The sequence below is a fragment of the Thioclava arctica genome (genome assembly GCF_040892615.1).
In the GTDB taxonomy this organism is placed as follows: Bacteria; Pseudomonadota; Alphaproteobacteria; order Rhodobacterales; family Rhodobacteraceae; genus Thioclava; species Thioclava arctica.
Genome location: NZ_JBFRYC010000002.1, coordinates 498,807 through 523,073, shown reverse-complemented (window position 1 = coordinate 523,073; position 24,267 = coordinate 498,807). Strand labels below are relative to the sequence as shown.

Annotated in this window: 22 protein-coding genes; 12 read left to right on the top strand and 10 right to left on the bottom strand. The window is 61.3% G+C overall.

The window, feature by feature from the left end; all coding sequences use genetic code 11:
* Window positions 1-99: 99 nt before the first annotated feature.
* Window positions 100-672: an FMN-dependent NADH-azoreductase gene (locus AB4874_RS05300; RefSeq protein ID WP_368391204.1), complete on the bottom strand. Its 573-nt coding sequence runs from the start codon at window positions 670-672 to the stop codon at window positions 100-102.
* A gap of 112 nt (window positions 673-784) precedes the next feature.
* Between AB4874_RS05300 and AB4874_RS05295 the strand changes: the two genes are divergently transcribed.
* Entirely contained in the window at window positions 785-1,681 is an 897-nt protein-coding gene (locus AB4874_RS05295) for a LysR family transcriptional regulator (RefSeq protein ID WP_295532515.1), read from the top strand.
* A gap of 7 nt (window positions 1,682-1,688) precedes the next feature.
* Here the strand turns inward: AB4874_RS05295 and AB4874_RS05290 are convergent, their stop codons facing one another.
* From AB4874_RS05290 to AB4874_RS05275, 4 genes are read right to left on the bottom strand one after another with little or no spacing between them, the layout of a single operon-like run.
* Window positions 1,689-2,903 (bottom strand): OpgC family protein, encoded by a 1,215-nt coding sequence (locus AB4874_RS05290; RefSeq protein WP_368391203.1) that lies wholly within the window; start codon window positions 2,901-2,903, stop codon window positions 1,689-1,691.
* A complete protein-coding gene (gene mdoH, locus AB4874_RS05285) occupies window positions 2,896-4,707 on the bottom strand; it encodes a glucans biosynthesis glucosyltransferase MdoH (RefSeq protein WP_368391202.1) in 1,812 nt (603 codons plus the stop codon). The genes AB4874_RS05290 and mdoH overlap by 8 nt, the downstream gene beginning before the upstream one ends.
* Before the next feature lies 1 nt (window position 4,708).
* Complete coding sequence (locus AB4874_RS05280) at window positions 4,709-4,927, bottom strand: hypothetical protein (protein WP_368391201.1); 219 nt, start codon at window positions 4,925-4,927, stop codon at window positions 4,709-4,711.
* Entirely contained in the window at window positions 4,924-6,558 is a 1,635-nt protein-coding gene (locus AB4874_RS05275) for an OpgD/OpgG family glucan biosynthesis protein (protein ID WP_368391200.1), read from the bottom strand. Before AB4874_RS05275 ends, AB4874_RS05280 begins: the two co-directional genes overlap by 4 nt.
* A gap of 438 nt (window positions 6,559-6,996) precedes the next feature.
* On the opposite strand from AB4874_RS05275, the gene AB4874_RS05270 reads away from it, so the two are divergent.
* The 7 genes from AB4874_RS05270 to AB4874_RS05240 all read left to right on the top strand — a co-directional run bounded on the left by AB4874_RS05270 (window position 6,997) and on the right by AB4874_RS05240 (window position 13,986).
* Window positions 6,997-9,996, top strand: coding sequence for a monovalent cation/H+ antiporter subunit A (locus AB4874_RS05270; protein ID WP_368391199.1), 3,000 nt, complete (start codon window positions 6,997-6,999; stop codon window positions 9,994-9,996).
* Window positions 9,996-10,334 carry a Na+/H+ antiporter subunit C gene (locus tag AB4874_RS05265; RefSeq protein WP_368391198.1) on the top strand — a complete coding sequence of 113 codons (339 nt, stop codon included), beginning with the start codon at window positions 9,996-9,998 and terminating at the stop codon, window positions 10,332-10,334. Before AB4874_RS05270 ends, AB4874_RS05265 begins: the two co-directional genes overlap by 1 nt.
* On the top strand, window positions 10,334-12,001 hold the full coding sequence (locus AB4874_RS05260; RefSeq protein WP_368391197.1) for a monovalent cation/H+ antiporter subunit D: 1,668 nt from the start codon (window positions 10,334-10,336) through the stop codon (window positions 11,999-12,001). The genes AB4874_RS05265 and AB4874_RS05260 overlap by 1 nt, the downstream gene beginning before the upstream one ends.
* A 14-nt stretch (window positions 12,002-12,015) precedes the next feature.
* A complete protein-coding gene (locus tag AB4874_RS05255; RefSeq protein WP_368391196.1) occupies window positions 12,016-12,507 on the top strand; it encodes a Na+/H+ antiporter subunit E in 492 nt (163 codons plus the stop codon).
* On the top strand, window positions 12,504-12,773 hold the full coding sequence (locus AB4874_RS05250; protein WP_295532533.1) for a K+/H+ antiporter subunit F: 270 nt from the start codon (window positions 12,504-12,506) through the stop codon (window positions 12,771-12,773). Before AB4874_RS05255 ends, AB4874_RS05250 begins: the two co-directional genes overlap by 4 nt.
* Window positions 12,774-12,780: 7 nt before the next feature.
* Window positions 12,781-13,194: a Na+/H+ antiporter subunit G gene (locus AB4874_RS05245; protein WP_295532535.1), complete on the top strand. Its 414-nt coding sequence runs from the start codon at window positions 12,781-12,783 to the stop codon at window positions 13,192-13,194.
* A 72-nt stretch (window positions 13,195-13,266) separates the two neighbouring features.
* The gene (locus tag AB4874_RS05240) at window positions 13,267-13,986 is read left to right on the top strand and encodes a sterol desaturase family protein (protein ID WP_368391195.1); all 720 of its coding nucleotides are present in this window, start codon (window positions 13,267-13,269) and stop codon (window positions 13,984-13,986) included.
* Window positions 13,987-14,091: 105 nt separating this feature from the next.
* Here AB4874_RS05240 and dapA read toward each other — a convergent pair whose 3' ends face one another.
* Window positions 14,092-14,964, bottom strand: coding sequence for a 4-hydroxy-tetrahydrodipicolinate synthase (gene dapA / locus AB4874_RS05235; protein WP_368391194.1), 873 nt, complete (start codon window positions 14,962-14,964; stop codon window positions 14,092-14,094).
* A gap of 171 nt (window positions 14,965-15,135) precedes the next feature.
* Between dapA and AB4874_RS05230 the strand changes: the two genes are divergently transcribed.
* Window positions 15,136-17,076, top strand: coding sequence for a lytic transglycosylase domain-containing protein (locus tag AB4874_RS05230; RefSeq protein WP_368391193.1), 1,941 nt, complete (start codon window positions 15,136-15,138; stop codon window positions 17,074-17,076).
* A 5-nt stretch (window positions 17,077-17,081) separates the two neighbouring features.
* On the opposite strand, the gene AB4874_RS05225 is transcribed toward AB4874_RS05230, so the two are convergent.
* Window positions 17,082-17,954 (bottom strand): DMT family transporter, encoded by an 873-nt coding sequence (locus AB4874_RS05225; RefSeq protein WP_368391192.1) that lies wholly within the window; start codon window positions 17,952-17,954, stop codon window positions 17,082-17,084.
* Window positions 17,947-18,621, bottom strand: a complete 675-nt coding sequence (gene mnmC2, locus AB4874_RS05220; RefSeq protein ID WP_368391191.1) for a tRNA (5-methylaminomethyl-2-thiouridine)(34)-methyltransferase MnmC2 — start codon at window positions 18,619-18,621, stop codon at window positions 17,947-17,949. The genes AB4874_RS05225 and mnmC2 overlap by 8 nt, the downstream gene beginning before the upstream one ends.
* Window positions 18,622-18,670: 49 nt before the next feature.
* On the opposite strand from mnmC2, the gene AB4874_RS05215 reads away from it, so the two are divergent.
* Entirely contained in the window at window positions 18,671-19,720 is a 1,050-nt protein-coding gene (locus AB4874_RS05215) for an NAD(P)/FAD-dependent oxidoreductase (RefSeq protein ID WP_368391190.1), read from the top strand.
* Between the two features lie 59 nt (window positions 19,721-19,779).
* Here the strand turns inward: AB4874_RS05215 and AB4874_RS05210 are convergent, their stop codons facing one another.
* Window positions 19,780-20,712 carry an ABC transporter ATP-binding protein gene (locus AB4874_RS05210; protein WP_368391189.1) on the bottom strand — a complete coding sequence of 311 codons (933 nt, stop codon included), beginning with the start codon at window positions 20,710-20,712 and terminating at the stop codon, window positions 19,780-19,782.
* 82 nt (window positions 20,713-20,794) lie between these two features.
* On the opposite strand from AB4874_RS05210, the gene AB4874_RS05205 reads away from it, so the two are divergent.
* Window positions 20,795-21,001 carry a zinc-finger domain-containing protein gene (locus AB4874_RS05205; RefSeq protein ID WP_295532551.1) on the top strand — a complete coding sequence of 69 codons (207 nt, stop codon included), beginning with the start codon at window positions 20,795-20,797 and terminating at the stop codon, window positions 20,999-21,001.
* Window positions 21,002-21,034: 33 nt separating this feature from the next.
* On the opposite strand, the gene AB4874_RS05200 is transcribed toward AB4874_RS05205, so the two are convergent.
* On the bottom strand, window positions 21,035-21,199 hold the full coding sequence (locus AB4874_RS05200) for a hypothetical protein (RefSeq protein ID WP_295532553.1): 165 nt from the start codon (window positions 21,197-21,199) through the stop codon (window positions 21,035-21,037).
* Between the two features lie 146 nt (window positions 21,200-21,345).
* Here AB4874_RS05200 and polA point away from each other — a divergent pair, with 146 nt between their 5' ends.
* Complete coding sequence (gene polA / locus AB4874_RS05195) at window positions 21,346-24,162, top strand: DNA polymerase I (protein ID WP_368391188.1); 2,817 nt, start codon at window positions 21,346-21,348, stop codon at window positions 24,160-24,162.
* Window positions 24,163-24,267: the final 105 nt, after the last annotated feature.

The window sequence follows — 24,267 nt, the reverse complement described above, 5'->3', positions numbered from 1 at the left end:
GAATAGTCCTCCGGGGAATCTGGGCGTGGATAGGACAAAGGCCCCGCAGAGTCAACCACAGGTCAACCACGGGGCCTTATCGGGGAGGAACCTTTGGGATCAGGCGGCGAGGCCTGCGATCTGTTCTTCGGCTTTGGCGATCGCGACGGCTTCATCGACCGCGACACCTTCGGCGGCAACAAAGGTCAGATCGGTCAGGCCGATAAAGCCCAGAACCTGACGCAGATAGCCCGAGGCGTGATCAAAGCCTGACCCGTGGGGGACACCGCCCGCAGCGTAGGCGATAAACACACGCTTGGGAGCCACAAGGCCCTCGGGCCCGCTCTCAGTGTAGCGGAAGGTCTCGCCCACGCGGCAGATCATGTCGATCCACGCTTTCAGCGGACCTGTCACACCGAAGTTATACAGCGGCATGCCGATCACCAGCGTGTCGGCGGCTTTCAATTCGGCAATCAAGGCATCAGACAGGGCCAGCTGTTCTTTTTGCGCCTCGCTGCGCTGATCGGCGGGGGTATAGGCCGCACCGATCCAGTTGCCATCAATCAGCGGCAGCTTGGTGGTGTCGCGCACGCTGACATCGCCGCCCAGATGGTCGGTGATCTTGGCGGTCAGGCGGCGGGTGATTGACGCGTCGCCCTTGATGGAACTGTCGATGCGCAGGATGCTTGTCATGGGAGGTCTCCATATTTTTATCAGGTGGGTTGAAAATGGCGCTTGCACAAAAGAACGCAACTGGCATGATCGATCAGGATACGTTCGTAAATGCACAGGTGGGCGCTTTGAGATGGGTTTAGATAGCTGGGACGAAATTCGGACCGCTTTTCAGGTGGCACGGGTGGGCACCGTTTCGGGCGCAGCCGAGGTGCTTGGCGTGCATCATGCGACGGTCATTCGACATGTGGATTCGCTTGAAGAGAAGCTGCACACCAAGCTGTTTCAGCGCCATCCGCGCGGCTACACCCCGACCGAGGCGGGCCAGCAATTGCTGTCGGTGGGGCAGGCGACCGAGGATCAGTTCAGCCAGTTGGCAGCGCGGATTGCCGGGGCGGGCGAAGAGGTGTCGGGCGAATTGATCGTGACCTCGATCACTCCGGCCTCGGTTCTGGTGCTGCCGGCGATGCATAAATTGCTGCTCGACTACCCCGAATTGCGGCTGCGATATTTGACCGATCTGCGGGTGTTCCGGCTGGAATATGGCGAGGCTCATGTCGCGATCCGCGCTGGCAACCGCCCGACCGAGCCTGACAATGTGGTGCAATCGCTGGGGCGGATGCAAAACACGCTCTATGCCAGCCACTCCTATGTTGAGCGCTACGGCATTCCGCGCAGCAAGGAAGACATGTCAAAGCATCGTTTCGTCTCGACGGATAATCGCGATAGTCGCGCGCCTTTCTTTCGCTGGATTTCCGAAAACGTGCCCGATGAGAATGTCGTGTTTCGCGCCAATGAGCACGAGGCGCAGGTTGATGCGATCAAACAGGGTTTGGGCATGGGCTTTTTGACCGTGCCGATGGGGCGCTCCGATCCGACGCTGGAAGAGGTGGTGAAACCCTATGACAGTTGGGATTCCAATATCTGGCTGGTGACCCATGTGGATTTGCACCGCACGCCCAAGGTGCAGGCCGCCGTCAAAGCGATCAGAGAGCAGGCGCTGAAATCCGAGGGGCTGATCTCGGATTGATCCGCGCCTATTCGGCGGCGCGGATCAGCATTTGCGTAGGCGCTGCGGGAGCGACGCTGGCTGCGTGATGTGCCTCGGCCAGTTTTTTCGCAGACCGGCGCGCTTTGGGGCCGTAGCGGTCGCGCAGATAGGCCAGTACGAATTGCAAAGCCAACCCGCCAAAGATCAGCGCGCTATCTTGGACAAAGCCGCCGGGATGGACCGTTTTCACGGCCTGTCCCGCGATAGCCAACACCGTGCCAGTGGCAAAAACCGGCAGCGAATGACGCCCCAACATGCGGATCGGTTCCAGCACACGCGCCGCAGCGATCCGTGGGATGATGCCGGGCAGCGATAGAATATAGGCCAGCGATAACAGATGAAGCAGGCGCGGCAGCGATTCAAAGGTCTTGTCAAAACCCGCGACAAAGAACGGCACGCCCCATTGACGCAACTGCCATGTGCCATGACCGAAATTCGCCAGCATCCAATCTGAATTCACCCAAACCGCCGTCAGAACCAACCAGCCCGCCGCCAGCGCGACCAGCCAGCCGCGCACTGCCACCAGCCGGTGCCCCTGTCGCAGCGCAAGCCCGGTCAGCAGGCCGAGGGAAAACACCAACTGCCAAGCGAAGGGGTTGAAAAACCACCCTCCCGGCATCGGATAGTTCGGCAGGTTCAACCGCAACAGCCCCGCCACCGCCCAAAGCCCGACCGAGGTCGCAAGCAGACCCATCGGCGCGCGCTGCCCCAGCCGGATCAACCCCGGCGCCATCAGCAACAGCACCATATACATCGGCAGGATGTTCACATAGCCCAGCTGATGCCCAAGGCTTGCGATGCCGATCAGAAAGCCGAACGGATCGGTGGTAAAGCTCTTGAACGCGTTCTTGGTCAGCATCACATCCGCGCCCCAGAACTGCACCGCCGCCGAGACAATCGCAATCGCCCAGATCGCAGTCATCATATGCACGAGATATAGCAGCCATGCCCGGCCCCATAGCCGCGACGTGCCTTCCCAGTTCAGCCCGCGCGCCAAGGCCGGACCATAGGCCAGCGCGGCAGCGATACCGGACATAAAGACAAACCCCTCCGCCGCATCGGAAAAGCCCAGATTTCGGGTGGTGAGATGTTCATAGAAATTGCCCGGAATATGATCGGCAAAGATCATCACCAAAGCGAGTCCGCGGAACAGATCAATCCGCAGGTCACGCACAGATTTAAGGACCGTGATATCACGCATGGGCAGGGCTCCGGCCCGCGGCCGAGGCAGGCTCGGTGCGGGCATTATCGGGTGCAGGGAAAGCGTTGTCCCAGCGCGTCAGGATGCGGTCGTGCAGCGCCACGACTGGGGGCAGGGAGGTTTCAGAAGGCACGCGCATCAAGTGCGATTGTGTGGGCTTTGACGACCAGGAAATGAGCCACGGTGCTGCCAGCATCGGCAGCCCCACCGGCAGCAGCCAGAACAGCAGTCCCGGCGCGAGGAAATAGGTCAGCACCAGCCCGCTTGCCCCAATCGCCACGATCCACCACGAGGCAACAAAGCCCTCAATCAGGCCTAGCTGGCCATCGCCGCGATTGTTCGTCGGCCAGCCGCCATCGCGCCCCAGAACCACCTGAAACACCGAGCGCGTGGCATAGGCCAGCAGCACCGGCGCGGTCAGCGAGGAAAACGCCAGCTCTGCAACGGTTGAGGCAAAGGCCGTTGCCGAGCCTCCGAAGTCGCGGGCATGACCCAGCAGCGCCGCGCGGGCCGCGATCAACAGCTTGGGCACCAGCAGCAGGCCAAAGATGCCAATCGCCAGACCGATCGCCTTCGAGGCTTCGGAGGGCGGGAAATAGGGGAACGGCCAATAGGGTTCTGGGAAGTAATCCGGCGGCGGCACGAATAGCGGCGCGGCAACCGAGGCGGCCAGAAAACCCAGCCAAAACAGCGGCGCGATATAGGCCATGATGCCTTGCGCAAAGACAAAGCGCGACCAACCGCGCAGCCCCGGCGCGCCGATGATGCGGGCATGTTGCAGGTTGCCCTGACACCAGCGGCGGTCGCGTTTGGCGTGATCGACGATATTCTCGGGGCCTTCTTCGAACGATCCCTCAAGGTCGTCATCCAGCCGCACCAGCCAGCCTTTGCGCGCCAAAAGTGCGGCCTCGACATAGTCATGGCTCATCACATGGCCGCCAAAAGGGGGTGTGCCACGCAACGCGGGCAGACCGCAGGATTCCGCGAATGCGCGCGTGCGTACGATGGCGTTATGACCCCAGAACGGCCCGGTGCGCCCTTGCAACATCGCCAGACCCCGCGCGAAAACCGGCGAGAAGAAGCTGGCCGAAAACTGCATCGCGCGGGCAAAGCGCGAGCGCGCCCGGATCACGCGGGGCAGGGTTTGCAGCAGGCCAAGGGTCGGTTCCGCCTCGATCCGGCGGATCATTTGCAAGATCGTCTCGCCTTCCATCAAACTGTCGGCGTCCAAAATCAGCGCATAATCATAAGCCGCGCCCGAGCGGGTCATGAAATCCTCGATATTGCCCGCCTTCTTGCCGATATTATTGATCCGGCGGCGATAAAAGAACCGGCCCAACCCGTCGCGCTCGTCGACGAGATGGGCGAATACGAGCGCCTCGCGCGCCGCGATTTCTTCATTGCGCGTGTCCGACAGGATTGCGAAATGGATGCGCGCACTCTCTCCGGTCGCGGTCAGCGAAGCATCCATCGCCGCGACGCGTGAAAAGGTCGAAACGGGGTCTTCATTATAGACCGGCACCAGCACCACGGTGGCCCCTTTGATCGGGGCACCGGCTTCAAGGCGCGGCGCGCGCGGCAACGTCGTCAGCCCGATCAGTGCCTGCACCGCGCCCCAAGCCAGCCAAAGCGTCGAGATCAGGATCAGAACGGCGCGCACGACATCAAGGATCTGCAAGCCATCGGCCTGACCGAATTGCAAAAACAGCACGAAAGCCCCAAGACCCGCCATCGCTGACAGCCCCAGCGCAAGGATGCGCAGGGCAATCAAGACGGCGCCACGCGGGTGCGCCAGCCAGTCCATGTCAGGTGGTTCCCCCAAGCGAGCCGTCTGCGCGACGGCCCAGCAGACGCGCAATGCGCGTGCTGAATCGCAGATCGGGTTCGATCTGTTGGGGCGGCATCGCAAGGGGGGCTGCGGGCAGTGCGCAAGGCCCGGCAATCAACGCCTCGGGGGAGGGGCGCATCGCTACAAACGGGTCCGAGACCGCAGGCACGAGGGGCAGCATATGAGATGAGGTCATGATCGATTCCACTGGTAAAGCCAGGTTTCAGACAACTTGCGTCCATAACCTGAAAGATGCGCAGAAAGTTCCACCGGCGAAGTGCCATCGGCGGAAACATCCAACACAAGCCGCCACACGCCGTCTTGCTCGACCTTGGAAAGGGTCTGTGTCACGATTTTTCCCTTGCCTGCATTGGTGACCACTTCAATCTTGTCGCCAGCATCTGCAGGAAGGTTCGCGATCTCTCCACCCTTGAAATCTATGACGAATTTTCGGGTGCCTTTGGTATTCTCCACGCCCGAGACGCCACCTGTTCCGGCGCGGGTTTCAGAGATATGGGCACGCGCATCGCTCGTGTCAGGGGGCAGATCCCCCCAATCCAGCCGATAGGCGAATTCCAGCGCATCGCCAGCCTTGGCGGGGGCTTCGGGCACCCAAAAGGCGACGATATTGTCGTTCACTTCCAGCTTCGAGGGAATCTCGACAAGCCGGATCATGCCTTTGCCCCAATCGCCCATCGGGCTGACGCGCGCCGAGGGGCGGCGTTCGTAATGGGCGGCGGGGTCTTGGTAGTGATCGAAATCGCGATCACGCTGATACAGACCAAAGCTGCGCGGCGCGGTCTCTGCAAAATAAGAGGAGGCCAGCGTGCCGGGGTTTTGCAAAGGCCGCCAGATCTGATCGCCATCAGCCTGAGAAATCGCCAGCCCGTCGCTGTCATGCACCTTGGGGCGGTAATCGTCGAAATCGGCGCGGTTGCGCGGGCCGTAAAGGAACATCGACGTCAGCGGCGCGACGCCCAGTTGCGGGATGTCGGCGCGGATGAACAGCCGCGCGGTGACCTCCATCGACGTCGACTCGCCGGGCGAGATGACAAAGCGATAGGCCCCGGTCAGCGAGGCCGAATTCATCGCGGCATAGACGGTGATCGTATTGGCCCCGGGCTGCGGCGTTTCGATCCAGAAGCGCGTAAAGCGCGGGAATTCCTCGGCCACGGACAACCCGGTATTGAGCGCCAGACCCCGTGCCGACAGCCCATAGGCCGAGCCACGCCCAAGCGCGCGGAAATAGGACGCGCCCTGAAACGCCACCAGTTCATCCATCACATCGGGGCGGTTGATCGGGCTGTGCAGCCGAAAGCCAGCCACACCGGGCAAGGGGGCATGCTCGGGAACGATCTTGCGCGCCTCGCGCTCGTAGATGAAATCGTCGGTTGAGAAATTCATCGGGCTCGCTTGCCCGTCTGCGACCGAGAACATCTGCACAGGCTCTTTGAACAGCCAACCCAGGTGGAAGGCTTGCAACTCGAACTGGGTGTCTTTTATCGTGGCAAAGACCGCCTTGGCGGGGTCAAACCGGATCAAGCGATAGGTGTCATAGGTCAACTCGCTCAGGAACGCATCGCTGGCCTTCGCGGGCGCAACGGGGTCACCTTTGGCCTCGGTTTGCATCTGCGCCGAGAGCGTGTCGAAGGAAAACGGCACTTGCTGCGGCGCAGCGGGAGTGGCTGCGGGTGCAGCAGGCGCGGTCACCGGAGCGGGCTGGGCCGCGTCCTGGGCGAAAGCAGGGCGTGCGGGCAGTCCTGCGACGGCCAAAAGGCCAAGCGCAGACCCCGCGCCAAGCAGAGCACGGCGGGTCGGACGGGACATTGGAACAGGCTGGGAATAGTTCATTTGTTTCCCTGCATAAACAGAAGCTTCGCGCAGATAGATAAGCGCTGATTTCCGATTGCATAGTCACAGCGTCACAAAACTTTCAAGAGGCCATCACGGCCGGGCAGGGGCCAAGGGGGTGAGCTATGCGAAATTCGCACAACCTCGCCCATATATGGCGCTAAAAGCGCGGTTTCTTGCCGATTTTCGCCGTGGCTCGATCGCAAATGCTGCGGCTGCAAAGGTGCGCGAGGCGTTGCGATCCCGCCTGTCGCCGCGCTTATCGCCCGATGAGGTGGCGATTCTCGCTCTGATTCCGCCCGTTATGCTTGACAGGGGGGACCCGCTTGCTCAGGTAATGGAGAGCTTTTGCGGAGGGCTCACAAATCGCGGATCCTCCGCCCAAGGCCCGCCAAAGAACGGACCGGAGAGAGAATGTCGCCTGCCCTGATCGCCGCCTTGCCCTTTCTGGGCGCAGCCCTGCCAGCCCTGCTGATCCGAACCGGGCGTAACAATGCCGCTGCGGCCTCGGCCCTGATAACGGGACTCGCGCTGTTGGGTCTGCTGTTGCATCTGCCGACGGTGTTGGCGGGCGGCGTGGTGGAAAGCCGGATCGACTGGCTGCCGTGGCTCGGGCTGAACGTGAATTTCTGGATCGACGGTCTGGGAATGCTGTTTGCGACGCTGATCCTTGGGATCGGTTTGCTGATCATTCTTTATGCGCGCTACTACCTGTCCAACAAGGATCCGGTGGGGCAGTTCTACACCTATCTGTTGCTATTTCAGGGCGCGATGGTGGGCATTGTTCTGTCCGACAACATCTTGCTTTTGCTGATTTTCTGGGAGCTGACCTCGCTGTCCTCCTTTCTGCTTATCGGCTATTGGAAGCACCTGCCCGAAGGCCGCCAAGGCGCGCGCATGGCGCTGACGGTGACGGGGTTGGGCGGGCTGTCGATGATCGCGGGGATGCTGATCCTTGGCAATATCGTTGGCAGCTATGACATCTCGGAAATCCTGAAACATAAGGACATGATTCAGGCCAGCCCGCTTTATCTGCCCGCGCTGCTGCTGATCCTGGGCGGGGCGTTTACCAAATCGGCGCAGTTCCCGTTCCATTTCTGGCTGCCCCGCGCGATGGCCGCGCCCACGCCAGTTTCGGCCTATCTGCATTCGGCAACGATGGTGAAGGCGGGTCTGTTCCTGATGGCCCGGATGTGGCCGGTTCTGGCGGGCACGCCCGAGTGGTTCTATATCGTCGCGGGTGTCGGGCTGATCACCATGCTGATCGCCGCCAAAATCGCGATTTTCAAACATGATATGAAGGCGTTGCTCGCCTATTCCACCGTCTCGCATTTGGGTCTGATCACCTTCATGCTGGGGCTTGGAACGCAGGCGGGCGCGCTGGCGGCGGTGTTTCACATCATCAACCACGCGACCTTCAAAGCGGCACTGTTCATGTCCGCGGGGATTGTCGATCACGAGGCAGGGACGCGCGATTTAACCCGCGTCAGTGGCTTGCGCAAATTGATGCCGATAACCTTTACAATCGCCACGATTGCCGCGCTCTCGATGGCGGGGATTCCGCTCTTCAACGGGTTCTTGTCCAAAGAGATGATGCTTGAGGCAGCAGCGCATACGGCCTGGCTGGGCAACGCTTGGATCGTGCCGGCTCTGGCGACCTTGGCGGCGCTCTTTTCGGCCACCTATGCGTTTCGTTTCATCAGTCACGGGTTCTTTGGCCCGGTCAGTAAGGATCTACCCAAAACGCCCCATGATCCGAGTTTTGGTATGTGGTTCAGCCCGGCCTTTCTGGTCGTTCTGGTGCTGGCGATCGGGGTGTTTCCGATGGCGGTGGTGGGGCCCTATGTGCAGATGGCAACCAATGCGGTGGTTGGGGGCGGCTATCACATGCACGCGCTCAAGATCTGGCATGGGGTGACGCCCGCGCTGATCATGTCGGCAATTGCGGTGACAGGCGGTCTTGTCTTGCTTGCCGCGCATGCGCCGTTGCAGCGGCTTTGGGATGGCATGCCGCGCCCCGACGCCAAGGTGATCTTTGACTGGATCGTGGCGCAGGTGCAGGGCCTCTCGGACTGGATCACGCAGGGTCTGAATAATGGCGCGATGGCGCGTTATTTAATGCTGTTTACGGTGGCATCGGTGGGGGCGGGGATTTACGCGTTCACGACTGGGGCGATGGGGCCGCAAACCCGCGCGCTGACCCCGGTGAATGGGGCGGCGGTGACGGCATGGTTGTTGTTGCTGACCGCGACGGGCTGCATCGTGGCTTTCCATCACAATCGAATTCTGGCGCTGGTGCTGATCGGGATCGTCGGCTTGACCGTGTCGATGTCGTTCATCTACCTCTCGGCACCCGATCTGGCGCTGACGCAAATCTCGGTCGAGGTGGTCACGGCGGTGCTGATGCTGCTGGCGTTGAACTTCTTGCCCAAGGTCACGCGGATGGAATCTAGCCGCTTCAAGATCAGCTTTGATGTGGCGCTGTCGGTTGTGGCCGGTATCGCGGTATCCGGGCTGATTTATGCTTTGATGATGCGCGATTTCGCCTTCCCGAGCATGTCGGGATATATGCTGGCCAACAGCTATAATCTTGCGGGCGGAGATAACGTGGTCAACGTGATCCTCGTCGATTTCCGGGGCTATGATACCTATGGCGAGATCACCGTGCTGGGGATTGCCGCGCTGGTGATCTTTGCGCTGACCGAGACGCTGTTGCAGGGGGCGTCCTCGCGCAAGCTGATCGCGTGGCGGCCTGATGTGGCGCGTGGTGGCGACAAGCACCCGCTGATCTTGCTGATCGTGACGCGGGTGATGATGCCGATTGCGCTGGTGGTCGGGCTCTATATCTTCCTGCGTGGCCATAACGAACCGGGTGGCGGTTTCATTGCTGGTCTGGTCGTCGCGATTGCCTTGGTGACGCAATATATGGCCAGTGGCTTTGCGTGGACGCAGGCGCGCCAGAAGGTCTACTACCACGTGTTGATCGCGTCGGGTGTGCTGGTTGCCGGGGTGACCGGGGCAGGGGCATTTTTCAACGATATGCCCTTCCTGACCTCGGATTTCGGCTATTTCAAATTGCCGGGCCTTGAGAAGTTTGAACTGGCCACCGCGGCCGGGTTTGACCTTGGCGTGTTCCTTGGCGTGGTCGGTTCGGTGATGCTGGCGCTGGGCGGTCTAAGCCGCTTGGCACGCCGCGCCGCGATGGGAGAGCAAGACGGCGAAGAAGGCGCGCATATCGTTGCTGAAAAGCCCGAAGCCCGCGTGCTGGCGCCGCTTGCCGCCGGGCCCTATCCCCCCGAGGCCAAAGTGCCACGGCGTTGGTGGAGCACGGCGCGCGCCGCACAAGAGGCCACCAGGGCCGAACGCGATCAAGTCCATGAAAACAAGATGAAGAATAAGGAGGAGGATCACTGATGGAAGTGCTTGTCTCCTCTGCCATCGGCGTGCTGACGGCTGCCGGTATCTACATGATCTTGCGGCTGCGCACCTTCCCGGTCGTCATCGGCATGTCGCTGCTGTCTTACGCGGTGAACGTGTTTTTGTTCGCCACGGGTCGCTTGGTGGTGAACCAGCCGCCGATCCTGCGCGAGGGCGTCACCAGCTACACTGACCCGATCCCGCAAGCGCTGGTGCTGACCGCTATCGTGATCTCGTTCGGGATGACGGCGGTGGTGGTGATGCTTGCACTCGGGGCCTTTATTGAGGCGGGCGACGACCGCATCGACCTTGACGAGAGCGAGGGCGATCAATGATGGAGCATTGGATTATTGCCCCGGTCGTGCTGCCGGCGATGCTGGCGCCGCTGATCGTGCTGTGGATGCGCTACGATCTGGTGACGCAGCGTGTGGCCTCGGTTCTGGGGATGTCGGCGCTGCTGATCTTGGCGATCGTGCTGATGGTGTCTGCCTCGAATGGCCCGCCCGAGGTGTATCGCCTTGGCAACTGGGAGCCGCCCTATGGCATCGTGTTGGTGCTGGATCGGCTGTCGGCGCTGATGCTCGTGCTCAACGCTTTGCTGGGTCTGACCGTGGTGCTCTATGCCATCGGCTCGGGTTGGGATCGGCGCGGCTGGCATTTCCACTCGTTGATGCAGTTCCAGATGATGGGGATCAATGGCGCATTCCTGACGGGCGATGCGTTCAACCTGTTCGTGTTCTTCGAGGTGCTGCTGATCGCCTCATATGGGTTGATGATCCATGGCGGCGGCAAGGCGCGGCTGAAATCGGGCGTGCAATATGTCGTTTATAACCTTGCCGGATCGACGCTGTTCTTGTTCGCGCTGGGCACGATATATTCGGTGACGGGCACGCTGAACATGGCCGATCTGGCGCAGAAGGTGGGCCAGATGCCTGCCGATGATACTGCGCTGATCGCGGTTGGCGCGGCGTTGCTGATGCTGGTCTTTGCCGTCAAGGCGGCGCTGGTGCCGTTCCAGTTCTGGCTGCCTGCAACCTATACCAACGCGCCCGGCCCGGTGGCGGCACTGTTTGCGATCATGACCAAGGTGGGCGTTTATGCCATCGTGCGGGTCTACACGCTGATTTTCCCGATCACCGGCACGACCGGTACGTTGGCGCATGATCTGCTGCTGCCTGCTGCGCTGGTGACGCTGGTGATCGGCATGGTGGGCATTCTGGGCGCGCGCGATCTGGGCCGCGCGGTGACCTATTCGGTGATCGGCTCGGTCGGCACGATGATGCTGGCGTTTGCACAATTCACCCAAGGCGCGACGGCGGCGGGGCTTTATTATATGGTCCACTCGACGCTGGTGGCCGCGGCGCTGTTCCTGATCGCCGATCTGGTGCGCGAGCGGCGCGGGCGTTGGGGCCTGTCGTTGGTCGATGCGCCGCTGCTGCGCAATCACGGGCTGTTGGCGGCGTTCTTCTTTATCGGAGCGCTGGCGATGGCGGGGATGCCGCCGCTGTCTGGTTTCCTTGGCAAGCTGATGATTTTGGATGCCACGCGCGGGCAATGGGGGCTTTGGGCGACGGTGCTGATCACCTCGCTGATTGCAATCGTGGGGTTTGCGCGTGTCGGCAGCCAAGTGTTCTGGCGCCCTTACGGTTTTTCCGACGAAGAGGCCCCTGACCTGCCCAAGGATATGACCTCCCCGGCGCTGGCCTTCACCGCAACGGGCGGGTTGATCGCGGGGCTTGTGGCCCTGACCGTTCTGGCTGGCCCGGTAAGCCGCTGGATGCAGGGCACCGCGGCGCAGCTGTTTGCGCCCGCGAATTATATCGACGCGGTGATGGGCGGGGCCGAGGCACGCGCCCAAGAAGCCGCGCAGATTGGTCTGCACGCGCATGGCCATATGACGGTGATCGACGAGATGCGCCAAGAGGATGCGGGAAGCGATCCTGCCGTCGATCCTCAAACCGCAACGCCACAGACCGGGCATGACGCCCCGGCGTCACATTGAGGGAGGGCCGCATCATGTTCCGCAAGCTTCTGCCCCACCCCTATTTGACCATCGTGCTCGCGGGGGTGTGGCTGCTATTGGCCAATGCCTACACGCTGAATTCGCTGGTCTTCGGGCTCTTGGTCGGGCTGGTGATCCCGTGGATCACGTCGCCCTATTGGCCTGCGCGCCCCCATATCGGCAATCCGCTTAAGATCATCGAATATATACTGGTGGTGGTCTGGGATATTATCATCGCCAATATCACGGTGGCGAAAATCGTGCTGTTCATGCCCAATTCCAAGCTGCAACCGGCCTGGGTTACCGTGCCGTTGGATCTGATTGAGCCAGAGGCGATCACCGTGCTGGCAGGCACGATCACGATGACGCCGGGCACGCTGACGGCGGAACTGGCGGCGGATGGGCATTCGCTGCTGGTGCATTGCCTGCATGCGCCCGACGCCGATGCGGTGCGCGATGAAATCAAGACCCGTTACGAAGCCCGATTGAAGGAGATTTTCGAATGATCACTTACGCGCTGATCTTCGCCATCGCCTGCTATAGCGCGGCGTTGTTGTTTAACCTGTTTCGCGTGGTCAAGGCGCCGGGCGTGACGGACCGGGTGCTTGCGCTTGATACGATGGCGATCAATGCGATCGCGATGATCGTGCTGTTTGGCATTTACGAGGGCACGGCGCTGTTTTTCGAGGCGTCGATCCTTTACGCGATGACGGGTTTCGTGGCGACCGTGGCATTCGCGAAATTCATCCTGCGTGGCGATATCATCGAGTGAGGGCATCATGGAACTGATCTGGGATATTGTGATTTCAGCCTTGCTCGTGATCGGCGGGTTCTTTGGCTTCGTGGGCTCGTTGGGGCTGGTGAAACTGCCCGATCCGATGACGCGATTGCATGCGCCGACCAAGGCGGCGACCTTGGGCGTGGGTTCGATCCTGATTGCCTCGATGATCTGGTTCGCGGTCAAGCAAGATCACCTGAGCCTGCATGAGTTGATGGTGACGGTGTTCATCTTTCTCACCGCCCCGGTCACCGCGCATTTCATCTCGAAGGCGAATATTTTCCGCGATTGGCCAGCCGAGAAACTGCCCCGTCCAGCGGGCGAGGGCGAATGGGCGGTGCATCAGGCCGATGCCGACACGTCCAAGGGCGAGCTGGCTGTTGAAAAAGAGACCGAGGCCGCACAGCAGGACTGACGCTGCGAAACGCTTTGCGGTTGCGCGCGCCCATGGCAGGCTCCTGCTTGAATGAAAGCGGGAGGATATGTGATGCGGGCGCGCTTGATGCTGTCTCATCTGTCAATCTGGGTGATGATTGGCGTTGTCGTAATGGCGGCTGTTTGGACCGCGCAGGGGCCGGCATGGCTTTGGGCGGTCGCGCTGCTGGGTGTGCCTGCGCAGATGCTCAACGAATATGGGCTGCATCGCTATGTGTTCCACATGGCCCCGCCGCAGCGCCAATGGGCGTTCAACTGGCTTTATCGCGTGCATTACGGGCACCACGAATTTCCTACCTGCTGGCCGCTGCTGTTTGCGCCGCTCTCGGTGATCGTGCCGGTTTTGCTGGGCAATACGCTTATTTTGTGGGGTGTTCTGGCGCTGTTCGGGTTGAACCATGCGTTTGACATCGCGGTGGCGGTGGTGGCGCTGGGCGGGGCGGTAACCTTTCTTACCTATGAGTGGTTTCACACCACGGCGCATGTGACTGTGAAGAAAACCGCCGTCGAGCGGCGCGTCAGCACCCTGCACAATCAGCACCATTTCCGCGATTTCTCGAAATGGTTTCATGTCACGGCGGGTGGCGAGGTGATCGACCGGATCATGGGCACCGCGATTTCGCGCGACGCTCTCAAGACCCAAAGCCGGATCGAGTTTATCCGCACCTTGGGTCTGCGCCCCGATGATCCGCGTTTGATCGCCGCACGGGCGCGCTTTGCCAAACGCTTCGGTCTCTCGCAAGCCGAGATCATGCGCGCGGGCGAGGTCTGAGGGCGCATTCCCCCGCCCGGCGCGCGCAGGCCGCTCGCGCGGCGTTCAAGAACGCGCGCGTCGATCGGACCGCGGCAGAGATGTCGGTGCGAAACCCGCGATAGCTTAGATCAGATCCGCATAGGCCATCGCAGCATCAATCGCCGCTTTCGTGTCATCCAGCAATTCGGTCAAAGGCAAGCGCACCTCGGGCGAAATCAGGCCCAGCTTCGACATCGCGTATTTCGCGCCCGCCACGCCGGGCTCGAGGAAGATCGCCATATGCAGTGGCATCAGCTTGTCCTGATAGCTCAACGCCTTGGCGTAATCGCCCGCCAGCGTCGCCTCTTGGAACAGCGCACAAAGCCGGGGCGCAACGTTCGCCGTGACCGAGATACAGCCCACCCCGCCATGCGCGTTAAAGCCAAGCGCGGTCGCATCCTCGCCCGAAAGCTGAATGAAATCTGGCCCGCAAGTCAGACGCTGCATCGAGACGCGTTCCAGCTTGCCGGTCGCATCCTTCACACCGACGATCCGTTCCAGCTTGGCCAATTCGCCCATCGTTTCGGGGGCCATGTCGATCACCGAACGCCCCGGAATGTTGTAGATGATGATCGCCAGATCGCAGGCCTCGTGCAGCGCGGTGTAATGCGCGATCAAGCCGCGCTGGCTGGGCTTGTTGTAATAGGGCGTGACCACCAGCGCCGCATCCGCGCCGGTTTTGGCGGCATGCTGGATCAGGCGCACACCTTCGGCGGTCGAATTCGACCCGGCACCCGCGATTACGGGAATGCGGCCCTTGGCGGCTTTGACGACCTCGGTGATCACGGTCATGTGTTCGTCATGGCTCAGCGTCGGGCTTTCCCCCGTCGTGCCCACAGGCACCAGCCCGTGGCTGCCCTGTTCGATATGCCATTCAACCAGCTTTTTCAGCGCGTCCAGATCCAGTGCGCCGTTCTTAAACGGCGTGACCAGTGCGGGAAGGGACCCTTTGAACATGACACGCTCCTTGGTTTGGACTTGGTTTGGTCTGTGCCGCTCACGCGAGTCGTGGCGGCGGAAATCGGCCGGGTTATATGCGTTTGCCGCGCCGTTGCCAACTTGTGAATCATCCCCATTTATGAGAGTTGGGGACAAAGGGGAAAACCCCACAAGAAAAGAGCAGCCATGATGATCCGACGCCAGTTCCTCGCGGCGCTTGCCGCATCGACCGCCGTTCTCGCACCCGCCATTGTGCGCGCTGCAACCAGCGCGCTGGCCGAGGCAATGGCTGCTGCAAAATCCGGCGATTGGAGCCGCGCCGAGGCCTTGGCGCGCCGTGACGGTTCGCTTGGCGGTGATCTTATCCAATGGCAACGGCTGCGCGCGGGTGATGGTACTTTCGCGGATTATTTCGCCTTTGCATCCCGGCGCGCGGATTGGCCGGGCATGGCGCTGTTGCGCGAAAAAGGCGAGGCAACGCTTGAGGCGATCCCGCCGACGCAGGTCTTGGCGTATTTCCAGCTAGGCGCGCCGCAAACCGGCACGGGTGCATTGGCGCTGATTGGCGCGCATCTTGCGCTGGGGCAGAAAACCGCTGCGGCGCATGAGGCCGAGGCGGCGTGGCGTCACCTGTCTTTGACCTCGCAGGAACAAGATGCGTTTGTGGCGCAATACTCCGCCTTGATCGCGCCGCATCATGGCGGGCGGATGCAGAACATGCTGGATGCCGGAGAGTTGACTCAGGCGCGCCGAATGCTGGATCTGGTCGGCTCTGGCACGCAGGCTGTTGCTCGCGCCCGCATCGCCTTGCAAGCGCGCGAAAACGGCGTGGATGATCTGGTCGCGGCGGTGCCCGAGTATATGGTCAAACGCTCGGCTGGGCTGGCGCGTGATCGCGCGTGGTGGCGCTGGCGCGAGGGGCTTGAAGATGGCGCGGCCGAACTGATTCTTGAGAGATCAACCTCGGCCAGCGATCTGGAAGATCCCGCACTTTGGGCCGAGTTGCGTGGCGCACAGGCGCGCTGGGACTTGCGCAATGGCAATACCAAGCGCGCCTATGATCTGGCCGCGTCCCATCGGCTCAAGCCGGGGGGATCGGCTTATGCCGATCTGGAATGGGTGGCGGGATATGCTGCGCTGAAACTGGGCGATGTGTCTAGCGCGCTACGCCATTTCTCAGCGTTAGAAAGCGCGGTGGATGGGCCGATTTCCTCGGCACGCGCTTACTACTGGCAGGGCCGCGCGCTGGAGGTGATGGGCAAGACCGACGCGGCCAAAGCGGCTTGGCAAAAGGGGGCGAGCGAGCAAAGCGCTTATTACGGGCTGCTCTCGGCGGAACGCTTGGGGCAATCCCTGCCCGCCAGTTTCGCAACCACCCCGACGCTGCCCAATTGGAACGAATACAAGTTTCGCCACAGCGATATCTTTAAGGCCGCGCAGCTTCTGTATCAGGCCGATGAAACCGATCTGGCGGCACGCTTTATTCTGCATCTTGAGGAAAGCCTTGGCCCCGGCAATTTCGGTGCGCTGGCGCAATATGCACTGGAACAACAAGACGCCTATCTGGCGCTGATTGTCGGCAAACGCGCCGCTGCAAAGGGTGAGATTATTCCGCAGGCGCTGTGGCCGATCCCGGCGCTGACCAGTCACGATCTGGGCGTGCCCGAAGCGCTGGTTCTGGCTGTCGCGCGTCGTGAAAGCCAGTTCGCGGTGGGCGTGGCCAGCGGCGTGGGGGCGCAAGGTTTGATGCAGCTGATGCCGGGCACGGCCAAGATGATGGCGGCCAAAACGGGCTTAAGTTATTCGCTGTCACGCCTGACCAGTGACGCCACCTATAACCTGCGCCTTGGCGGGGCCTATCTGGCGCAGTTGCGCGATGAGTTCGGGGCCTCAACGGTTCTGGTGACCACCGGGTATAATGCCGGGCCGGGCCGTCCGCGCCGCTGGATCGAAGAGCAGGGTGATCCGCGCGTGGGCACGGTTGATGTGGTCGATTGGGTCGAGATGATCCCGTTCACCGAGACCCGCAATTACACGATGCGCGTAGCCGAAGCGATCCCGCCCTACCGTGCGCGCCTGCGCGAGCCAGAGCTGAAATTTACCGATATTCTGCGCGGCACAGCGGGGTAGTCGCGCTAGGACGCCGCCGCAACCCGGGCGCGCCACAGCGTGAACAGCCCCGCGCAGACGACCACGCCCGCGCCGATCACCACGTTGATCTCAAGCGGTTCGTGAAACACCACCACGCCCAGCGTGGCGGCGAAGACCAGTTGCAGATAGGCGAAGGGCTGGATCGCTGACGCCTCGGCCACCTCATAGGCCTTGATCAGCAGGAAATGCCCGGTCGCCGCAGTGACGCATAACACCGCCATCCAGCCCCAATCGGCAAGCGTCATGTTCTGCCAATGCCAGATGCCGACAGCGGTCACAATCAGCGCCCCGACAACGCCAGTAAAGAAAAACGACACCGAGGCCGGATCGACCCGCCCAACATAGCGCGTCATCAGCGAATAAAGCGCAAACAGCGTCGCCGCCGCCAGCGGGATCAGCGCATAGGGAGAAAACACGCCAAAGCCCGGCTCTAGGATGATCAGCACCCCGACAAAGCCGATCGCAATCGCCACCACCCTGCGCCAGCCGACTTTCTCGCCCAGAACAGGCCCGGACAGCCCCGCCACCAGAAGCGGATAGCAGGCAAAAACCGCGTGGCTATGCACCAGCCCCAGATAGACAAAGCTTTGCACCATCACGATTACTTCGACGATCAGCACGACCGAGCGGAAAAGCTGCGCCCAAGGCAGACCCGAGCGGCTGGCGCGCCGCAACCCTCCGGGGCTGCGCGCCGCTATCACCAGCACGAACCCCGCGAAGAACCAGAACCGCACCATCAGCGCCATATAGACATTGTAGGTGTCGGCGATATGGCGCGAGATCCCGTCCTGCATCGCAAAGATGAAGGTCACCATGACCATCAGCAGGATGCCCCGGCGGTTATCCTGCTCAACCATGAAACACCCCTTTCGACATATGACGCTTATGGCCGAAACCGGGGCTGCGGGAGACCTCGAACCCGGCTTGCGCCAAGGCGCGGCGCACGAACCCGGCGGCGGTATAAGTGGCGAAGGTGCCGTCCTTGGCCGTATGCGCGCCCACCTGCGCCATCAAATCATCGCCCCAGAGTTCGGGATTTTTGGCGGGTGAAAACCCATCGAGAAACCACGCATCCGCCTGCCCCTGCCAGCGCGGCAAACTTTCACGCGCATCGCCCTCGATCACCTCAACCGCGATCGGGCCGAGCTGAAACGCCCGCGCGCCCTGCGCCCACGCGTCAAGAAACGGCGCGGCAATCGCCTGCGCCTGCGGGAATGCGTCCAGCGCGCGCGCAATCTCTTCAGCGCTCATCGGATAGGCCTCAAATGAGGTGAACCGGATCGCGCAATCGTCCGGGCAGATCAGGCGCAGCGCCAGCAGGTTCAACCCGGTGCCAAAGCCCAGCTCGGCCACCTGAAACCCCGCCGCCAAACGCCCGGGCAAGTCATTGCCCGCCAAGAACACATGGCGCGTTTCGTCCAAGCCGCCACCAAGACTGAAATAGGGGTCATCAAACCGGCGCGACACAGGCAACACGCCGTCGCGCCAATCGAGATCGGCTTTGCTCTGGTCAGGCAGGGTCATCAGGGATAGTCCGTTGCTTTGATCCGAGCATTGGAGCAAGGAACGGCGAATGACAAGCGGGCGACCCGATCTGACAGTGCGCGGTGGCGGTATCTTTGGCCTTGCCATCGCCTATCAAGGCGCGCGGCGTGGCGCGAAGGTCCGCCTGATCGAGGCCGAGCGGATTGGCGCGGGCAGTTCGGGCGGGCATGTCGGCGCGCTTGCCCCGCATGTGCCCGAAAACTGGAACGCCAAGAAGCAATTTCAATTTGAAAGCCTGATGATGGCTGAGTCCTTCTGGGCTGAGGTCGCGCAGATCGGCGGGCGCGATCCGGGCTATGGTCGCATCGGGCGCATCCAGCCGCTGATGGACGAGGCGCAGATCGCTCGCGCGCAGGAACGCGCGGCAAGCGCCGCCGATCTATGGCAGGGGCGCGCGACGTGGCAGGTGGTCGAGGCGGCGCAGTTCGCCCCCTTCGCGCCGCCCTCACCCACGGGGCTGGTGATCCATGACACACTAAGCGCGCGTGCCGCGCCGCGTGCCGCTGGTGCTGCCCTTGTTGCGGCTTTGCAGGCGATGGGCGTCGAGATCGTGATTGGCGAGGGGGCCGAGATCGGCCCGGTGATCCACGCCACCGGTGCCCCCGGCTTGGCCGATCTGAGTGCTGCTTTCGGCAGGCCAATGGGCAACGGTGTCAAAGGGCAATCCGCGTTGTTGCGCCATGACGCGGGCGTTGCGCCGCAAATCTATGCCGACAGCCTGCATCTCGTGCCACACGCCGATGGCACGGTCGCAATTGGCTCGACCTCCGAGCGTGAATTTGACACCCCCGACACGACCGATGCCCAGCTTGAGACACTGATCGACACCGCCCGCCGCCTGTGTCCTGCGCTGGCGCAAGCGCGCGTGATCGACCGATGGGCCGGGGTGCGCCCGCGTGCAAAATCGCGCGCACCGATGCTGGGGGCTTGGCCCGATCGACCGGGGCATTTCATCGCCAATGGTGGGTTCAAAATTGGCTTTGGCATGGCCCCGAAAGTGGCGCAGGTCATGATCGATCTGGTGCTTGACGGGCAGGCGACAATTCCTGAAGGGTTTGGCGTTCAAGACAACCTGTAAGAGGGGGCCGCGCTATCGCGATGCGGCTGCCCGCTATTCGCCAAGCGAGGTGTCCTGCCTCACTGACTTGAGGTCAGTGAGACGAAAACCTCTTCCAGCCCGGGCTGTTCGGTCGCCACATCGCGAATTTCGATGCCTGCCGCGCGGATCGCGTCAAGAATATCTTCGGGTCCGGTCTGTCTGCGCGAATAGGTAAAGGCGAGCCGCCCGCCGGGGCGCTTGTCCATCTTGACGCCGTCGGGCAGTGCAATGTGATCGGGCGCGGGGTTGCGCGGTTCAACAACCAGCGCCTTGCGATCCATCCGGCCCAGCAGGTTGGCGGTGGTGTCGCGCACGATCAACTCGCCGTGGTTGATGATGGCGATTTCGTCACACATTTCCTCGGCCTCTTCGAGGTAATGGGTGGTCAGGATGATCGTCATTCCCCGTTCGTTCAGCTTGCGCACATTGCGCCACAGCATCGCGCGCAATTCGATATCGACGCCGGCGGTGGGCTCATCGAGCACCAGAATTTGCGGCCGATGCACCAGTGCCTTGGCCAGCAACAAGCGCCGCTTCATCCCGCCCGAAAGGGCGCGAGCATAGGCCTCGGCCTTGTCGCTTAGGCCCACAAGCTCCAAAATCTCATCGGTCCAGCGTTCCGATTTAGGCACACCATACAGCCCAGCCTGTGTTTCCAGTGCCGCGCGCGGCGTGAAAAACGGGTCCATGTTGATTTCTTGCGGCATCACGCCGATGGCGGCACGCGACTGGCGCGGGTTCACATCTTGGTCAAACCCCCAGATCACAACTTGCCCATCGGTTTTTTTCACCAGACCCGCCAGAATATTGATCAGGGTCGATTTGCCTGCGCCATTGGGGCCCAAAAGCCCAAAGATCGTGCCCGCCGGGATTGACAGATCCAGCCCTTTCAGCGCCTCTTTCGGTTCTTGCTTTTTGCTGCCCGCATAGGTCTTGCGTAGACCTTTGACCTCAATTGCCTGCTGTTCCAACTTGCCCCGCCTTTCGTGATAGTTAGAATGGCGCCCAACGGATGGGCGCGCCCCTTTGCGCCCTTATATAGATGGAGCCGCCATGACTGCCACCTCTTCGCACCCGACCCCTGAGGCCCCCGAGATCGAGATCGTCACGCATTGGAAAGTCGCCTGCGATGGCGGCGAGGGCGCGTTGGGCCATCCGCGCGTCTGGCTTTCGATCCCGCGCGACACTGGGTTCGTGGAATGTGGTTATTGCGATAAGAAATATGTGATCGACCGCGAACATGCGCATGACGATCACTGAACGCAGTTCGTGTTTATGTCAGAAGGGCGGCGTTTAGCCGTCCTTTTTCTTTTCGGCGGCGGCCTTCATGCGCGCCAGCAATTCGGCCTTAGGGGCAGCTTTGCCATAGGGGTTCTTTTTCGAACCCTTGGCGTTGTGTTCGCTATGGGCGGGGGCATGTTTGGCCATATTGGCACCTCCTGATTTGGAATAATCCATCACCTGATCCTTTTACGCAGTCTTTGCAGACAGATGGGCCATCACGGGGTTTTGCGCAAGGGCTCGCGCGAAGACGGGCGAGTGCTGGCACTGCGTGGCGCGCTGTGGCACAACCTATCCAAAGCGCGCGAAGGAGAACTGTTTTCATGGCATTCGGCAAAGGTTGTCACCTGCATCTGATCGACGGATCGGCCTTTATCTTTCGCGCCTATCACGCGCTGCCGCCGCTGACGCGTAAATCCGATGGCTTGCCGATTGGCGCTGTGGCCGGGTTTTGCAACATGCTGTGGAAATATATCGAGGACGCCAAAGGCTCTGATGCGCCCACCCATGCGGCAGTGATTTTCGACAAGGGCAGCCATACGTTTCGCAACGACATGTATGACAAATACAAGGCCAATCGCGATGAGATGCCTCAAGATTTGCGCCCGCAAATGCCGCTGACCCGAGAGGCCACGCGCGCCTTCAATATCGCCTGCGAGGAACTTGAGGGCTATGAGGCAGATGACATCATCGCCACGCTGGCGCGTCAGGCGCGCGAAGCGGGCGGGCGGGTGACGATCATTTCTTCGGATAAGGATTTGATGCAACTGGTCGGTGGCGGCGTCGAGATGTTCGATGCGATGAAGAATCGCGCCATCGGTGTCGAAGAGGTCGAGGCGAAATTCGGCGTGGGCCCGGATCGCGTGGTCGACGTGCAAGCGCTGGCGGGCGATTCGGTCGACAACATCCCTGGCGCGCCGGGGATCGGGGTGAAAACGGCGGCCTTACTGATCAATGAATATGGTGATCTGGAAACGCTGTTGGCGCGCGCAAGCGAAATCAAACAGCCCAAACGCCGTGAATCGCTGGTCGATAATGCGGATCAGATCCGGCTGTCCAAGCAGTTGGTAACGCTGGACCCGCAAACGCCGATCACCTTTACGCTCGATGACTTGGAGATCCGCGAACCGCTGGTGGAAACGCTGCTCGATTTCCTGAACCGGATGGAATTTCGCACGCTCACCCGCCGCGTCGCTGAGAAATTCAACGCCGAGCCACCGCCCGCGATTGAGATCACCGCCTCGACGGACGCGGCAACACCTGCGCAAGACGCCCCCCCAATCACGCCGGAAAGCTACGTCTGTATCCGCGATGCCAAGACGTTAGAGAAATGGCTCGATCAAGCTCGCGCGCGCGGTTGGGTTGCGGTCGATACCGAGACAACCTCGCTGGACGAAATGCAGGCTGATCTGGTCGGTGTGTCGCTGTGCATCAAGGCGGGCCAGGCGGCCTATATTCCGCTGGGCCACTCCATGGGCGAGGATGATCTGTTTGGCGGAACGGCTCGCGCCGAGGGGCAGATGGATATGGATGCGGCGCTGGCGCTGCTCAAACCCGTGCTGGAGGATGACTCGATCCTCAAGATCGGGCAGAACATGAAATATGACTTCAAGATTTTCGCGCGTCACGGCATTCGCGTCGCCCCGATCGATGACACGATGCTGATGAGCTACGCGATGTTCTCGGGGCTGCACAATCACGGTATGGATGCGCTCTCAGATCGCTATCTCAACCACCAGCCGATCCCGATTAAGGATCTGATCGGCTCGGGCAAATCCCAGATCACCTTTGACAAGGTCGCGATCGACACCGCCACGCGTTACGCCGCCGAGGATGCTGATATCACCTTGCGGCTCTGGCAGCAATTCAAGCCGCGCCTGCATCGCGAACAGGTCACCACGGTCTTTGAAACGCTGGAACGCCCGATGGTGCCGGTTCTGGCCGATATGGAAATGGCGGGGGTCAAGGTGGACGCGCAGGTTCTATCGCGCATGTCCAACGCATTCGCGCAGAAAATGGCCGGGCTGGAAGACGAGATCGCGCAGATCGCAGGCACGCCGTTTAACGTAGGCTCGCCCAAGCAGCTGGGCGAAATCCTGTTCGAAAAAATGGGCGTCGAGGGCGGTAAGAAGGGCAAGACGGGCGCTTATGGTACCGGCGCAGACGTGCTCGAAGACGTCACCACGCTGGAAGATGTGAATCCGCAGGCAGCGAAACTGGCGGCTCGGGTGCTGGATTGGCGCCAGATCGCCAAGCTGAAATCGACCTATACGGATGCGCTGCAAACCCATGTGAACCCGGAAACGGGGCGCGTGCACACGTCCTACTCCATCGCCGGGGCCAATACCGGTCGTCTCGCCTCGACCGATCCGAACTTGCAGAATATTCCCGTGCGCTCCGAGGAAGGTCGCCGTATCCGCGAGGCGTTTGTCGCGGGGCCGGGGATGAAGATCGTCTCGCTCGATTATAGCCAGATCGAGCTGCGTATCCTCGCCCATGTCGCCGATCTGCCCGAGATGAAACAGGCCTTCAAAGAGGGTTTGGATATTCACGCGATGACGGCTTCGGAAATGTTCGATGTGCCGCTCGATCAGATGACCTCTGACATTCGCCGTAAGGCCAAGGCAATCAATTTCGGCGTGATCTATGGGATTTCCGGCTTTGGTCTTGCGCGCAATTTGCGCATTCCGCGCGCCGAGGCGCAGGGCTTTATCGACCGCTATTTCGAACGCTTCCCGGGTATTCGCCAATACATGGACGACACGGTGGCCTTCGCGAAAGAGCATAAATTCGTCCAAACCCTGTTTGGCCGCAAAATCCATACCCCCGAAATCACCTCTAAAGGCCCGTCGGCGGGATTTGCCAAACGCGCCGCGATCAACGCGCCGATTCAAGGGGCGGCGGCTGATATTATCCGGCGAGCGATGATCCGAATGCCCGCCGCCATCGCGGGGCTGCCCGCGACGATGCTGCTGCAGGTTCATGACGAATTGATCTTTGAAGTCGAGAACGGCGCGATTGATGATCTGATTGCTGCTGCGCGCGCCACGATGGTGGGTGCGGCGGAACCGGTGATGAAACTTTCGGTGCCGCTGGTCGTTGATGCCGGGCAAGGGGCAAGCTGGGCTGAGGCGCATTGAGACACACGGGGCGTGGAGTGATAGTGCGGATGCCTCCGGCGGGAGTATTTAGGGCTAGATGAAAGCCACACCACGTTTCATCTAGCCCTAAATACTCCCCGCGGA